Here is a 12912-nt window from a genome sequence, read left to right as displayed (position 1 = left end):
GGCACATCATGAAATCAACAACCCCGGTCGTACTCATCACCGGTGCGGCACACCGACTGGGCGCCCATACCGCCAGGCATCTTCACCAGCGCGGCTGGAATCTGGTCATTCATTACCGTTCGCGGGAATCCGACGCCAACAGCCTGTGCGATGAGCTCAATGACATCCGGCGCGAATCCGCCGTGGCGATCCAGGCCGACCTCGCCAGCGCGGGCCAGACTGGGAGCCTCGCCAACAAAGCTGTCTCGGCCTGGGGCCGGCTTGATGGCCTGGTCAACAATGCTTCGGTGTTTTATCCCAACCCGACTACGGAAGCCACCGCAGACGACTGGGCCACCATAATGGATACCAACCTGCGGGCGCCTTTCTTTCTCGGCCAGGCCTGTCTGCCGGCCCTGCAGGAATCCCGTGGCGCCATCGTCAACCTGATCGACATCTACAGTCAGCGCCCGCTCGCGGACCATCCGCTATACTGCGCCAGTAAATCAGGCCTGGCATCATTAACCCTTTCCTGGGCAAAAGACCTGGCACCGGAGGTGCGGGTTAACGGTGTTTCTCCCGGCGCCATTCTCTGGCCCGAGGGCGATGCGGCCATGGATGATAATCATCAACGCAGTATTCTGGCCAAAACACCCCTTGCCCGAACTGGCACACCGGAAGACGTTGCCGGCGCGGTGGCCTTTTTCCTGTGCGATGCGCCTTTTGTGACCGGCCAGATACTGGCGGTAGATGGCGGCCGAAGCCTTAATATGTAACAAGATGTCACCGGCTTTCTTTGGCCATTTCCGGCTTTCCGCTACACTACATAAAGCTGTACAAACCTTGATGATAACTGGAGATATGCCATGCGTGATGTTGTTATTGTAGCCGCCAAACGTACCGCCGTCGGCAGCTTCGGTGGGGGGCTGTCCAGCCTTCGTGCCGATGAGCTCGGCAGCGCTGTAATCAAGGCCCTGCTGGAAGAATCCGGCATTGCTGCCGACCAGGTCAACGAAGTGGTCCTGGGCCAGGTGCTGACTGCTGGCTGTGGCCAGAACCCGGCAAGACAGGCCTCCATCAATGCTGGCATTCCAGCCTCGGTGCCGGCCATGACCATCAACAAGGTCTGTGGCTCCGGGCTCAAGGCCGTCCACATGGCAGCGCAGGCGATTCGCTGCGGCGACGCCGAGCTGATTATTGCCGGTGGCCAGGAAAGTATGAGCCAGGCACCCCACGTGCTTCCCAATAGCCGCAACGGCCAGCGCATGGGCAACTGGAACATGGTCGACACCATGATTTCAGATGGCCTGTGGGACGCCTTCAATGACTATCACATGGGCGTGACCGCAGAAAACATCGTGGAGAAATACGGTATTACCCGCGAAGAGCAGGACGAATTCGCAGCTGCTTCTCAGCAAAAAGCCTCTGCGGCCAGGGACGCCGGTTATTTCGACAGCCAGATTGTTCCGATGACCATTCCCCAGCGCAAGGGTGACCCGCTGATCGTCGACAAAGACGAGAACCCCCGTGCGGGCGTTACCGCGGAAGGCCTCGGCAAACTGCGTGGTGCCTTCAAGAAGGATGGAACGGTTACCGCCGGCAATGCGTCTTCCCTGAACGACGGCGCGGCAGCGGTTATTGTCTGCAGCGCCGACAAGGCCAAAGAGCTTGGGCTTACGCCCCTGGCGACCATCCGTGCCCATTCGAGTGCGGGTGTCGACCCCAAGATAATGGGTACCGGGCCGATTCCGGCCACCCAGCGCTGCCTGAAGCTGGCGGGCTGGTCAGTAGACGATCTGGACCTTGTTGAAGCCAACGAGGCCTTTGCAGCACAGGCCATTTCCGTTAACCGCGATCTGGGCTGGGACACCGCAAAGGTCAACGTGAACGGAGGTGCCATTGCCCTGGGCCACCCGATCGGGGCATCGGGCTGCCGGATTCTGGTCAGCCTGCTGCACGAAATGGCACGCCGGGATGCCAAGAAGGGTCTGGCTACCCTGTGCATTGGCGGCGGCATGGGTGTTGCTCTCGCCGTGGAGCGCTGATCACGTAATGCTCAATGTGGTGCTTTTCGAGCCTGAAATACCGCCGAATACCGGCAATATTATCAGGCTCTGCGCTAATACCGGATGCCGGCTGCATCTGATTGAACCCCTGGGATTTACATTGGAAGACAAGCAGATGCGGCGGGCCGGCCTGGACTACAGCGAATATGCAACGGTCACGGTTCACCCGGACTACAGGAGTTTTCTGGACAGCGAGCAACCTGCGCGGCTGTTCGGGCTGACCACCAAGGGCTCCCGGGGGTATCATGAAGTCGCTTACCGGAAGGGGGATTACCTGATGTTTGGTCCGGAAACCCGTGGGCTGCCAGCAGACATTCGCCAGGCGCTTCCGGAGGCGCACTGCCTGAGAGTACCAATGCGCCCGCAAAGCCGCAGCCTCAACCTGTCAAATACGGCTGCCCTGGTGGTCTACGAAGCATGGAGACAGCTTGATTTTGAAGGCGCGCAGTAATCATCGTCAGGCAGCAGTTCTGGTTCTTGCATCCATTTTATTGCTGCTCAGCACCAGCGCCCTGTCCGGGTACAGACCCGGGGAAGAATCGGGGCGGGTAATAACCACGCCTTCGGCCACTTCCGAGGTGTCGGTTATGTTCGGTAAGAAAATTGTCAGGCAGCTTTATACCAGTTGCGGGCTTAACATCAGTTACCTGGACGTCCCCGCGGCCCGTGCAGTGATGATGGCGGAAAAAAGCCAGTCCGATGGCGAACTTGCCCGCATCCCCATGGCGGTGAAAGACGATGCACCGTTACTCCCGCTGAGCACCCCCATCGACGAAATACGCCTGGTACCACTATTCCTTAACAATGAATCTGCCACAGCCCACGCCAACCTGACCGGAAAACGAATCGGGTTCCTCAATGGCTACCGGATGATTGCCAGCGTATTACCAGAAGATGCTACGCCAGTGGCCACCAGCGATACCTTCCAACTGGTCAACCTGCTTGAACGCAAGCGAATTGATGTCGCCCTGACACTGGAATGGGATGCACTGGCCGCCAAATATCACAACCAGGATATGGTGATCGGCGAACCGCTACTGGAATCTTCCCTCTACCACTGGGTTCACGAATCCCGGGAGCAGGACATTGCCTGCCTTTCCGGAGAACTCAATCGCATGAAGGCGGACGGGAGACTTCAGCGAGCGATTCGAGAAGGCATCGAATCAGGCTCGCCAAATCAGGCTCAGTGAGTTTTCTCTTCCTTGGTTTCGCCTGAAGCCTCTTCCTGCTTGCGCTTCAGCGCCTGGGCATAAATAGCATCGAAGTTGACGGGCGCCAGCATCAGCGCCGGGAAGCTGCCTTTGTTCACTACCCCGTCAATTGCTTCACGCGCATAGGGAAACAGGATGTTCGGGCAGTAAGCGCCCAGCATCTGGCCAAGCTGCGCGCCTTCAATTCCTTTCACCAAGAAAACGCCGGCCTGCTGGATCTCGACTATATAGGCGACTTTTTCGTCGACCTTTGCCGTCACCGTCAGGGACAGAACCACTTCATACTGGCTGTCACTCACCTTGTTGTGGGCGGTGTTCAGGTCCAGGTTGACCTGTGGCTTCCACTGGTCCTGAAAAACTGCCGGGGAGTTTGGGGACTCGAACGACAGGTCCTTCACGTAAATACGCTGGAGCGCAAATTGAGGTTGTGCCTGATTTTCGTTGCCTGCTGCGGCCTGATCATTTTCAGCCATTTTCTTGTCCTTTCTTCGATTGGGGGATAGAACCGTTACTTCTTAACCAACGGCAGGTTGCTGCCTTTCCAGTCGGCGATGCCACCGTTCAGACGAACCACATTGGTATAGCCTTCGGCCTTCAACTGCTTCACCGCCATGGCAGAATGCTGGCCCATCTTGTCTGCCACGATGATTTGCTTGTCCTTGAACTTCTTCAGCTCCGACGCGCGGCTTTTGATACTATTGAGGGGAATATTGATTGCACCGGTAATCCGGCCCTCGTTAAAATCCTTGCGATCACGGATGTCGACGACAACAGCTTCATCGCGGTTAATCAGATTTACCGCACCCTGTGCCGATATTTTCGCGCCGCCACGGCGGGACTCCAGCACCAATATGGCAAGCAGGAAAGCGACAAACAGAGACACCAGAATGTAATGGTTAACCGCAAATTCGAACACCCTTTCCATGAAAACACCTTGCTGAATAGTTTGTGGCGGGATTATACACACCCTTCCCCACTGACAGAAGATAACCGAGGTGGCCGAAGGGTGCGGAAATGTTTAGAATCAATGTTCGTTTTAGTAAATTTCCCAAACTACCATCGGATTGAGTGATGACTTCCAAGCGTAAGCCTACTGCACTGATTATTCTTGACGGCTGGGGGCACCGTGACCCAGCTGACGATAATGCCATCAGCAACGCCAATACGCCGTTCTGGGATAAGCTATGGAAAAATCAGCCAAAAACGCTGATCACCACATCCGGTATGTTTGTCGGCCTGCCCCAGGGGCAGATGGGTAACTCAGAAGTCGGCCACATGAACCTCGGTGCTGGGCGGGTTGTTTACCAAAGCCTGACACGAATCGACAAGGATGTAGAAGAAGGTACTTTTACGCAAAATCCCACGCTGTGCGCCGCCATGGACAAGGCCATCAACAACGGGCGTGCCGTTCATCTGATGGGACTGCTCTCGCCCGGCGGTGTGCACAGCCACGAGGACCATATCCTGGCAGCAGCGGAAATGGCAGCCGCACGGGGCGCCAGGGAAGTCTACATTCACGCCTTCCTGGATGGCCGCGACATGCCGCCACGCAGTGCCAAAGCATCGCTGGAAAAGGCGGCCAACAAACTGAAACACCTTGGGGTTGGCCGGGTAGCCTCCGTTGTTGGCCGCTACTTCGCCATGGACAGGGACAATCGCTGGGACCGCGTTGAAGAAGCCTACAATGTGATGACTCTGGGGGAGGCCGAATTTACCGCGTCCGACCCGGTGACCGCGCTGGAACTGGCCTATGAGCGGGGAGAGAATGACGAGTTCGTCAAAGCGACCCGCATCAGGGCAAGCGGCGACACCAAAGGCACCATCGATGATGGTGACACCGTGATCTTCATGAACTTCCGCGCCGACCGCGCCCGGGAAATGACGCGCTGCTTCGTGGAAAAAGACTTCGACGGCTTCGAGCGGCGCAAACACCCCGAACTGGCGGATTTTGTCATGCTCACCGAGTACGCCGCGGATATCAAAACCTCTTGCGCCTATCCGCCGGAGCAACTCTCCAATGGCTTGGGTGAATACGTTTCCAGCCAGGGCAAGACCCAGCTCCGGATCGCCGAGACTGAAAAGTACGCCCACGTTACCTTCTTTTTCAATGGCGGCATGGAAACGCCGTTCGAAGGTGAAGACCGGATCCTGGTGCCGTCGCCCAAAGTCGCCACTTACGACCTGCAGCCGGAAATGAGCGCGCCGGAGGTGACCGACAAGCTGGTAGAAGCCATCAAGAGCGGCAAGTACGACCTGGTGGTGTGCAACTACGCCAATGGCGACATGGTTGGCCATACCGGCAAGCTGGATGCCGCCATAAAGGCGGCCGAGTGTATCGACCAGTGCGTAAGCCGTGTTGCAGGGGCGCTTGAGGAAGTCGGTGGTGAAGCGCTGATTACAGCAGACCACGGTAACTGCGAGCAGATGACCGACCCCAGCTCCGGCCAGGTTCACACCGCCCACACCGTAGGGCCGGTACCCCTGGTTTATGTCGGCCCTCGCACGGTCTCCCTCAAGGATGACGGCAGCCTGAGCGATGTGGCACCTACCCTGCTGAGCCTGATGGGCCTTGAACAGCCGGCGGAAATGACAGGCCACAGCCTGGTGGAGATCGATTGATTAAATGTCTGTGGCTGGTTCTGGCAATGCTTGCAGTTGCCACGCCGGCTCTGGCGCAGGAGCAGGTCACCCCGGGCCAGATAAAGGCGCTCAGGGAAGAGATTGCCGATATCGACGACTGGCTGGCCGACGCCGAAGAAGACCGATCTTCTCTGGAGCAGCAGCTTTCCGGCATTGAGCGGGAGATCGGCCAGCTTACCCGGGAGCGTCGTGAACTCCGTGAGGAGGCCAGAGAGCAGCAACAGCGCCTCACCGAGCTCAGCGAGGAAGAGGCAGAACTGACCCGTACACTCGAAAGCCAGCGCGAGAGCCTGAAAAAACAGATTCGCGCCGCCTGGATGGAGGGTGACGCGCCCGCGGTCAAAGTCCTGCTTAACGAGATAGACCCGGACAAGATAGCCCGCACCATGACTTATTACGAATACCTCAGCCGGGACACGATTGAGCGGCTGGAGGCATTCGCTGCCAATCTGCGACAGCTCAAGGAAACCCGGAAACAGGTCAGCGCCGGTCGACTGCGGCTGGCAGAGTTGGAGCAGGACGTCGCCAACCGTCAGCAAAAGCTGAGCACCAGCAAAACCCAGCGGGCACAGACCCTGGCGGCCCTGGAGACAGACATCAGCGACCGCAGGAATGAGCGTGAAGAGCTGGAAGGGGACCGCAGGCGGCTGGAAAAACTGCTGAAAGACGTGGAAGAGGCCATCGCAAACATTCCCACGCCCAATGAATCAGACCCTTTCGGATCACTCAGGGAGAAGCTCCCCTGGCCCGCGCAAGGCAAAGTCGCCAGCAGCTTCGGTGACAGTTACGCAAATGGCAAGCTTAGCTACAGAGGCTTGTTGATCAACACGGCTGAGGGCAGCGAGATCAGGGCCGTTCACTACGGACGTGTGGTGTTTGCCAACTGGCTCAGGGGCTTCGGGCTGATGACCATACTCGATCACGGCGATGGCTACATGACTCTCTATGGCCACAGCAGCAGCCTGTTTACCAGCCCTGGCGACTGGGTTGAAGCCGGTGAAGCCATTGCCCAGGCAGGCCAGACCGGGGGCACCGGGAATCCGGCCGTATACTTTGAAATCCGCCACAACGGCAAACCTGACAACCCGCTGCGCTGGCTGGGCAAACGCTGAGCCTCATCTTGGCAGGCGAAAGGCTGACAAATCAGTCCGGTAACGCCATACTGTCCGGCAATACTCGGGAACTAACCAGTCACTGAAATAACACAGGATATGTGAATGAGACGGGTAAGATACTTTAACCACGCCGCACTGCTCAGTGCGCTCGCCCTCGTGGCCTGCCTGACCGCTCTGCCCGGCCTTGTTCACGCCCAGGAAGTCGATGAAGAAACCCGGCACCTGCTGGAAGGCATCCAGCACGGAGAACAGGTTGAAATTGCTCTTCCGGATCCGGAAGAGCAGCTGCCTCTTGATGACCTGCGAAAGTTCGCGGAAGTATTCGGACGCATCAAGGATGCCTACGTAGAGGAGGTCGACGACCGCCAGCTTCTTGAGAGCGCCATCAAGGGCATGCTGTCTGACCTGGACCCGCATTCTACTTACCTGGCCCCGAAAGACTACGAACAGCTGGAGGAAAGCACCTCCGGGGAGTTCGGCGGCCTGGGCATTGAGGTAGGCATGGAAGACGGCTTTGTAAAGGTCATTTCTCCCATCGACGATACCCCGGCACAGAAAGCCGGCGTGCAGGCTGGCGACCTGATCATCAAACTGGGCGACCAGCCCGTCAAAGGCATGTCCCTGGAAGAGGCTGTCACACTGATGCGCGGCAAGCCCGGCACAGTGCTCACTCTCACGATCATGCGCGAAGGCGAATCCGCACCCATTGAGATTGATGTGGAGCGCGACGTCATCAAAGTCACCAGCATCAAGTCCCGTATCATCGAAGATGGCTATGGCTATGTCCGGATCACCCAGTTCCAGGCGGATACCGGCTCGCAGTTCACCAGCGCACTTGAAAACCTTGAAAAGGAACATGGCAGCGACCTGGATGGCCTGGTCATCGACCTGCGCAACAATCCGGGCGGGATTCTGCAGGCTGCCGTTGAGGCGGCTGACGCTCTGCTTGATGAGGGACTGATTGTTTACACCGAAGGTCGGATCCAGAGTTCACGCCTGCGCTTCAATGCCAAGCCCGGAAATGTGATGCCGGATACCCCCGTCGTGGTGCTGATCAACGGTGGCTCCGCATCGGCCTCGGAAATCCTCGCAGGCGCATTGCAGGATCATCAGCGAGCGGTGGTCATGGGCACCCAGTCATTCGGCAAGGGCAGCGTCCAGACCGTCATCCCCCTGGATGAAACCCACGCCATCAAGATGACAACCGCCCGCTATTACACCCCTGACGGTCGCTCTATCCAGGCCAAGGGCATCAAGCCGGACATTGAAGTAAAGCCTGCAGAACTGACCGAGCTGGATGGCCAGCCGTTCTTTACCGAGGCGGATCTGAGTGGCCACCTGGAAGGCCGGGACGAGGGCCAGGAAACCACTGAAGAGGAAGCCGAGGCTACTCCTGAAAACAGAGACTTCCAGCTGCGCTCGGCACTGAACCTTCTGAAGGGCCTGGGCATCCTCAACAAGCGGAACAGGCCGGAACAGGAAAGCGCGGATTGAAAGTACTACCTACGCTGATCGCCGCTATCCTTGCGGCATCTTCGCCGGCGATTGCCAGGGCAGAGCAGGACAGTTCGCAGCAGATGCCACCCACTATCGCGATCATTATCGATGACATGGGACACAATCTGGTGGAGGGCCGGAGGCTGATAGGTCTGGAACAGCCCATAACCCTGGCCTTCCTGCCCTACCGCAGGCACACAACCGAACTGGCAGAACAGGCATATCGCAACCAGAAAGAGATTATGCTTCACGCCCCCATGGCCAATACCCGCAATATCGGCCTAGGCCCCGGTGGTCTGATCCCGGGCATGGGCAAAGACAGCATAGCGACAACGCTACGCCGCGCGTTACAGTCCATTCCCCACGTCCGCGGTGTAAACAACCATATGGGCAGCCTGCTCACCCAGCAACTGGAAGCCATGGACTGGGTAATGTCCGAGCTGGATCACTACCCGGTCTATTTCGTCGACAGCCGTACTATCGCCTCCTCGATTGCCGGCAAGGTGGCCGCCTCCTACCGCATTCCCACCCTTACCCGCGATGTGTTCCTCGACCATGAGCAGACCGAGGAGTACCTGGACAAACAGTTCCGACTGCTGATCAAACGGGCAAAAGAAAACGGCAGCGCCGTCGGCATAGGGCACCCCCACAAGGTAACGGTAGACTATCTCGAAAAGCGGTTGCCGGAACTGGACGAGGAAGGTATCGCCATCGCGACTGTCAGTGGCGTGTGGGCCATGAGAAACGGTAACCGGCCAATGTTTGCGGAAGGAGAAAAGCGGGCAATTCGGCCAGCGCTGGCAAAACAAAGTAGATCGGATTAGCCGAAGGCGTAATCCGACAATACCTCAGTCACGCACCACGATTCCTTGGGCTTTCATAAACGCCTTGGCTTCCGGAATCGTATGCTGCCCGAAGTGGAAGATGGACGCCGCCAGCACCGCATCCGCACGCCCCTTTTTCACCCCGTCCGCCAGATGCTGAAGCTCGCCAACGCCGCCTGATGCAATCACCGGGACCGATACCGCGTCACTGATTGCCCGCGTCAGCCCCAGGTCAAAGCCAACCTTGGTCCCGTCCCGGTCCATGCTGGTCAGCAGCAGCTCACCGGCACCCATAGCAGTCATCTTGCGGGCCCATTCCACAGCGTCCAGCCCCGTGGGCTTGCGGCCACCGTGGGTAAAAATCTCCCAGCGCGGCTCTTCACCCTCACCACTGACACGCTTTGCGTCAATGGCCACCACAATGCACTGGCTGCCAAAACGGTCCGCGGCTTCGCGAACAAATTCCGGATTGAATACCGCAGCGGTGTTGATGGACACCTTGTCAGCTCCGGCGTTCAAAAGCTTGCGAATGTCTTCCACGGTGCGCACGCCACCGCCGACCGTGAGCGGGATAAACACCTCGGCGGCCATCCGTTCCACGGTTTCGTAGGTGGTATCACGGCTTTCGTGGCTGGCAGTAATGTCGAGGAAGGTAATTTCGTCGGCGCCCTGCTCGTTGTATTTTCGGGCCACTTCCACCGGGTCACCGGCATCGCGGATATCGACAAAGTTGACACCTTTAACAACGCGGCCTTTGTCGACATCAAGACACGGAATAATGCGTTTTGCCAGAGACATGATCGTCCTACCCCTTCAGGCTGTCGCAAAAGGCCTGGGCTTCGGCCACATCGAGGGTGCCTTCGTAGATGGCCCGGCCGGTGATGGCACCGAGGATGCCCTTGTCGGCCACGGTAGCCAGCCTTTTTAGGTCATCCATGTTGGTTACGCCTCCGGAAGCGATGACGGGAATGCCGCCTTCTTCCGCGAGCGCGGCGGTAGCCTCCACATTAACACCTTGCATCATGCCGTCGCGGCTGATATCGGTGTAAACGATCGCTTCCACACCGTCGTTGGCGAAGCGTCTGGCCAGGTCAGTTGCCATGACTTCGGATACTTCCGCCCAGCCATCGGTAGCAACGCGGCCGTCTTTGGCGTCCAGGCCGACGATGATATGGCCCGGGAATCTCCTGCACATCTCGGTGACGAATTCGGGCTCTTTCACCGCCTTGGTACCAATGATCACCCACTGAACACCCGCTTTGAGATAGGCCTCAATGGTTTCGGCGGAGCGGATGCCGCCGCCAATCTGGATCGGCAGGTCCGGGTATTTGCGGGCAATGGCCTGGACGATCTCGCCGTTGACCGGCTCACCGGCAAAGGCACCGTTCAGGTCCACCAGATGCAGGCGGCGGGCACCGGCATCCACCCAGCGGGTGGCCATGTCTACAGGGTCGTCACCGAAAACAGTGGAGTCGTCCATGCGGCCCTGGCGCAGTCTCACGCATTTGCCGTCTTTCAAGTCTATGGCCGGGATAATCAGCATTTTCCAGTCCAGTTGGTAAAGTTTTTCAGTAATTGCAGTCCCGCCCTTGCGCTTTTCTCCGGGTGAAACTGCACTGCAAATATGTTGTCTCTCGCCACGGCGGCGGCCAGGTCGACGCCGTAATGGGTACGGCCGGCGATGTCCGGGTTGCCGTCCGCTTCGGCGTAATAGCTGTGCACAAAATAGAAGCGGTCGCCGTCCGGAATGTCGTGCCAGAGCGGGTGATCCATGGTCTGGTGAACTTCGTTCCAGCCCATGTGGGGCACTTTCAGGCGCTCGCCGTTTTCGATGAGGTTATCGCCGAAAAAGCGGACTTCTGACTGGAACAGGTCAATGCAATCCACCCAGCCGTTTTCCTCACTGCGGGACATCAGCGCCTGCATACCCACACAGATGCCCAGCAAAGGCCGGTCAGTGGATACTTCCCGCACCAGGTTATCGATACCCAGGCGGCGGATTTCCGCCATGCAGTCGCGGATGGCGCCAACGCCCGGCAGGATGACACGGTCGGCATCGCGGATCAGGTCGGCGTTGTCGGTGACCAGCACGCGGATATCCGGCGCTACGTGTTCAACCGCCTTGCTGACGGAATGAAGGTTACCCATGCCGTAGTCGATAATGGCAACGGTTTTCATCGGGGAGAGACTTCCTGAATCGTGGTTTCTGTCTTGACGTCGATCTTGGCCCGGGGCCGCTTACAGCGACCCCTTCGTGGACGGGGTGATGCCCGCCATGCGCTCGTCCATTTCGATAGCCATGCGCAGGGCGCGACCGAATGCCTTGAACACGGTTTCAATCTGATGGTGGGTATTCTTGCCCTTCAGATTGTCGATGTGCAGGGTCACAAAGGAATGGTTTACAAAGCCGTGGAAAAACTCTTCAAACAGATCCACATCGAAACCACCTACCGCTCCCCGGGTATAGGGCACGTCCATCATCAGGCCCGGGCGACCGGACAGGTCGATCACCACGCGGGACAGGGCCTCGTCCAGCGGCACGTAAGCGTGACCATATCGACGGATGCCCTTCTTGTCACCTACCGCCTGCCTGAAGGCCTGGCCCAGGGTGATGCCGATATCTTCCACGGTGTGATGGTCGTCTATGTGCAGGTCGCCCTTGGAGACGATGTTCAGGTCCACCAGACCGTGGCGGGCAATCTGGTCCATCATGTGCTCAAGGAAGGGCACACCGGTATCAAAACTGGACTTGCCAGTGCCATCAAGATCGATTTCAACGGTGATCTGGGTTTCCAGGGTATTTCTTTCTACCCGAGCCTTGCGTTCGGCCATGGTGACTCCATAGTCATCAATCGGCAACTGCCGGAAATGTGTCTGAGCGCATTATACCTTCTATCGTTTCCCGCGTCCCGTAACGGCCTTCATGATGGTGATAGCTGCAGGCGTCATCAGACCGCTTTTTTCAGGTTCTTCATGTAGGTGTCCACCAGGCTGTTGAACTCGTGCTTTATCACCGGGCTGATCGCCAGCTTCAGCAGACTCGGCAGCGGCACCGTCAGCTGGGCGCTGGTCTGGAATTTTACCGAGGTGGTGCTGTCGTCTTTTGCCTTGAGCGTCCAGGAGCCTTTTACCACGCCATTACCTTCGCCCTTCACCGGTTCCCAGGTGATTTTTCCGTTCTCTCTGTCGGCGTAATACTTACAGGCATAGACGGACTGGATGGCGTGCTTGTCTACCCCTACCTTTTCCATCTCCCAGCGGTAGGTGTTGTCGCCCAGATCCACCAGATTGTGGACCTTGGGGAAGTGGCTGGCTGACGCCGGAACATCTGCAAGAAGATCAAACACCTTGTCATACCCGGCCGGAAGGTCCAGTTCACGGTTCAGCTCAATAGAGACAGTAATAGCCACTGCTTGCTCCTTTTTATCGTTGTAAGACGCGCATTACGTTGCTGTATAAAGATGCTGTGCATATAAGGTGCCTATTTTGGCTGATCACTAACGTATTGTCATACATCCAGGCTTTTATTTTGTTACCCCTGGGTTATGCTTGGGCTAACAACCCGCCTAGAAACCGGACA

At 57.8% G+C, this 12912-nt stretch carries 15 protein-coding genes; 8 read left to right on the top strand and 7 right to left on the bottom strand.

Going from position 1 to position 12912, the window contains the following annotated elements; translation table 11 throughout:
- Positions 1-8 precede the first annotated feature (8 nt).
- The 4 genes from DIT71_RS02330 to DIT71_RS02315 all read left to right on the top strand — a co-directional run bounded on the left by DIT71_RS02330 (position 9) and on the right by DIT71_RS02315 (position 3235).
- A complete protein-coding gene (locus DIT71_RS02330) occupies positions 9-755 on the top strand; it encodes a pteridine reductase (RefSeq protein WP_114611581.1) in 747 nt (248 codons plus the stop codon).
- 90 nt (positions 756-845) lie between these two features.
- Entirely contained in the window at positions 846-2024 is a 1179-nt protein-coding gene (locus DIT71_RS02325; RefSeq protein ID WP_114611580.1) for an acetyl-CoA C-acetyltransferase, read from the top strand.
- A 7-nt stretch (positions 2025-2031) separates the two neighbouring features.
- On the top strand, positions 2032-2496 hold the full coding sequence (gene trmL, locus DIT71_RS02320; protein ID WP_114611579.1) for a tRNA (uridine(34)/cytosine(34)/5-carboxymethylaminomethyluridine(34)-2'-O)-methyltransferase TrmL: 465 nt from the start codon (positions 2032-2034) through the stop codon (positions 2494-2496).
- A gap of 136 nt (positions 2497-2632) precedes the next feature.
- Entirely contained in the window at positions 2633-3235 is a 603-nt protein-coding gene (locus DIT71_RS02315) for a type 2 periplasmic-binding domain-containing protein (protein ID WP_144114470.1), read from the top strand.
- Here the strand turns inward: DIT71_RS02315 and secB are convergent.
- Together secB and DIT71_RS02305 are read right to left on the bottom strand one after the other, a co-directional pair.
- Positions 3229-3729: a protein-export chaperone SecB gene (secB, locus tag DIT71_RS02310; protein ID WP_114611577.1), complete on the bottom strand. Its 501-nt coding sequence runs from the start codon at positions 3727-3729 to the stop codon at positions 3229-3231. The two genes, DIT71_RS02315 and secB, sit on opposite strands and share 7 nt — an antisense overlap.
- Before the next feature lie 35 nt (positions 3730-3764).
- Positions 3765-4181, bottom strand: coding sequence for a rhodanese-like domain-containing protein (locus tag DIT71_RS02305; RefSeq protein ID WP_114611576.1), 417 nt, complete (start codon positions 4179-4181; stop codon positions 3765-3767).
- 146 nt (positions 4182-4327) lie between these two features.
- Between DIT71_RS02305 and gpmM the strand changes: the two genes are divergently transcribed.
- From gpmM to DIT71_RS02285, 4 genes are all read left to right on the top strand, one after another.
- The gene (gene gpmM / locus DIT71_RS02300) at positions 4328-5875 is read left to right on the top strand and encodes a 2,3-bisphosphoglycerate-independent phosphoglycerate mutase (RefSeq protein ID WP_114611575.1); all 1548 of its coding nucleotides are present in this window, start codon (positions 4328-4330) and stop codon (positions 5873-5875) included.
- 26 nt (positions 5876-5901) lie between these two features.
- Positions 5902-7008: a murein hydrolase activator EnvC family protein gene (locus tag DIT71_RS02295; RefSeq protein WP_114611786.1), complete on the top strand. Its 1107-nt coding sequence runs from the start codon at positions 5902-5904 to the stop codon at positions 7006-7008.
- A gap of 105 nt (positions 7009-7113) precedes the next feature.
- A complete protein-coding gene (locus tag DIT71_RS02290) occupies positions 7114-8505 on the top strand; it encodes a S41 family peptidase (RefSeq protein WP_114611574.1) in 1392 nt (463 codons plus the stop codon).
- On the top strand, positions 8502-9332 hold the full coding sequence (locus DIT71_RS02285) for a divergent polysaccharide deacetylase family protein (protein ID WP_114611573.1): 831 nt from the start codon (positions 8502-8504) through the stop codon (positions 9330-9332). Before DIT71_RS02290 ends, DIT71_RS02285 begins: the two co-directional genes overlap by 4 nt.
- 24 nt (positions 9333-9356) lie before the next feature.
- Here the strand turns inward: DIT71_RS02285 and hisF are convergent, their stop codons facing one another.
- The 5 genes from hisF to DIT71_RS02260 all read right to left on the bottom strand — a co-directional run bounded on the left by hisF (position 9357) and on the right by DIT71_RS02260 (position 12742).
- The gene (gene hisF / locus DIT71_RS02280; protein WP_114611572.1) at positions 9357-10130 is read right to left on the bottom strand and encodes an imidazole glycerol phosphate synthase subunit HisF; all 774 of its coding nucleotides are present in this window, start codon (positions 10128-10130) and stop codon (positions 9357-9359) included.
- 7 nt (positions 10131-10137) lie between these two features.
- Complete coding sequence (gene hisA / locus DIT71_RS02275; RefSeq protein ID WP_114611571.1) at positions 10138-10875, bottom strand: 1-(5-phosphoribosyl)-5-[(5-phosphoribosylamino)methylideneamino]imidazole-4-carboxamide isomerase; 738 nt, start codon at positions 10873-10875, stop codon at positions 10138-10140.
- A complete protein-coding gene (gene hisH / locus DIT71_RS02270) occupies positions 10869-11510 on the bottom strand; it encodes an imidazole glycerol phosphate synthase subunit HisH (RefSeq protein ID WP_114611570.1) in 642 nt (213 codons plus the stop codon). Before hisH ends, hisA begins: the two co-directional genes overlap by 7 nt.
- A 60-nt stretch (positions 11511-11570) precedes the next feature.
- Entirely contained in the window at positions 11571-12164 is a 594-nt protein-coding gene (gene hisB, locus DIT71_RS02265; protein WP_114611569.1) for an imidazoleglycerol-phosphate dehydratase HisB, read from the bottom strand.
- A 116-nt stretch (positions 12165-12280) separates the two neighbouring features.
- The gene (locus DIT71_RS02260; protein WP_114611568.1) at positions 12281-12742 is read right to left on the bottom strand and encodes an SRPBCC family protein; all 462 of its coding nucleotides are present in this window, start codon (positions 12740-12742) and stop codon (positions 12281-12283) included.
- Between the last annotated feature and the right edge of the window lie 170 nt (positions 12743-12912).

Origin of the sequence: Marinobacter vulgaris (assembly GCF_003344045.1) — a bacterium.
GTDB lineage: Bacteria > Pseudomonadota > Gammaproteobacteria > Pseudomonadales > Oleiphilaceae > Marinobacter > Marinobacter vulgaris.
The sequence above is the reverse complement of the archived record's forward strand: the minus strand, read 5'-3'. Positions and strand labels throughout refer to the sequence as shown.

What these genes read in the sequence shown, in the direction of transcription:
- trmL (WP_114611579.1), top strand. Translation starts at nt 2,032, where the DNA reads ATGCTCAATGTGGTGCTTTTCGAGCCTGAAATACCGCCGAATACCGGC.
- hisH (WP_114611570.1), bottom strand. Translation starts at nt 11,510, where the DNA reads ATGAAAACCGTTGCCATTATCGACTACGGCATGGGTAACCTTCATTCC.
- hisA (WP_114611571.1), bottom strand. Translation starts at nt 10,875, where the DNA reads ATGCTGATTATCCCGGCCATAGACTTGAAAGACGGCAAATGCGTGAGA.
- DIT71_RS02315 (WP_144114470.1), top strand. Translation starts at nt 2,633, where the DNA reads ATGTTCGGTAAGAAAATTGTCAGGCAGCTTTATACCAGTTGCGGGCTT.
- hisB (WP_114611569.1), bottom strand. Translation starts at nt 12,164, where the DNA reads ATGGCCGAACGCAAGGCTCGGGTAGAAAGAAATACCCTGGAAACCCAG.
- DIT71_RS02330 (WP_114611581.1), top strand. Translation starts at nt 9, where the DNA reads ATGAAATCAACAACCCCGGTCGTACTCATCACCGGTGCGGCACACCGA.
- hisF (WP_114611572.1), bottom strand. Translation starts at nt 10,130, where the DNA reads ATGTCTCTGGCAAAACGCATTATTCCGTGTCTTGATGTCGACAAAGGC.
- gpmM (WP_114611575.1), top strand. Translation starts at nt 4,328, where the DNA reads ATGACTTCCAAGCGTAAGCCTACTGCACTGATTATTCTTGACGGCTGG.
- DIT71_RS02325 (WP_114611580.1), top strand. Translation starts at nt 846, where the DNA reads ATGCGTGATGTTGTTATTGTAGCCGCCAAACGTACCGCCGTCGGCAGC.
- secB (WP_114611577.1), bottom strand. Translation starts at nt 3,729, where the DNA reads ATGGCTGAAAATGATCAGGCCGCAGCAGGCAACGAAAATCAGGCACAA.
- DIT71_RS02295 (WP_114611786.1), top strand. Translation starts at nt 5,902, where the DNA reads ATGCTTGCAGTTGCCACGCCGGCTCTGGCGCAGGAGCAGGTCACCCCG.
- DIT71_RS02305 (WP_114611576.1), bottom strand. Translation starts at nt 4,181, where the DNA reads ATGGAAAGGGTGTTCGAATTTGCGGTTAACCATTACATTCTGGTGTCT.
- DIT71_RS02290 (WP_114611574.1), top strand. Translation starts at nt 7,114, where the DNA reads ATGAGACGGGTAAGATACTTTAACCACGCCGCACTGCTCAGTGCGCTC.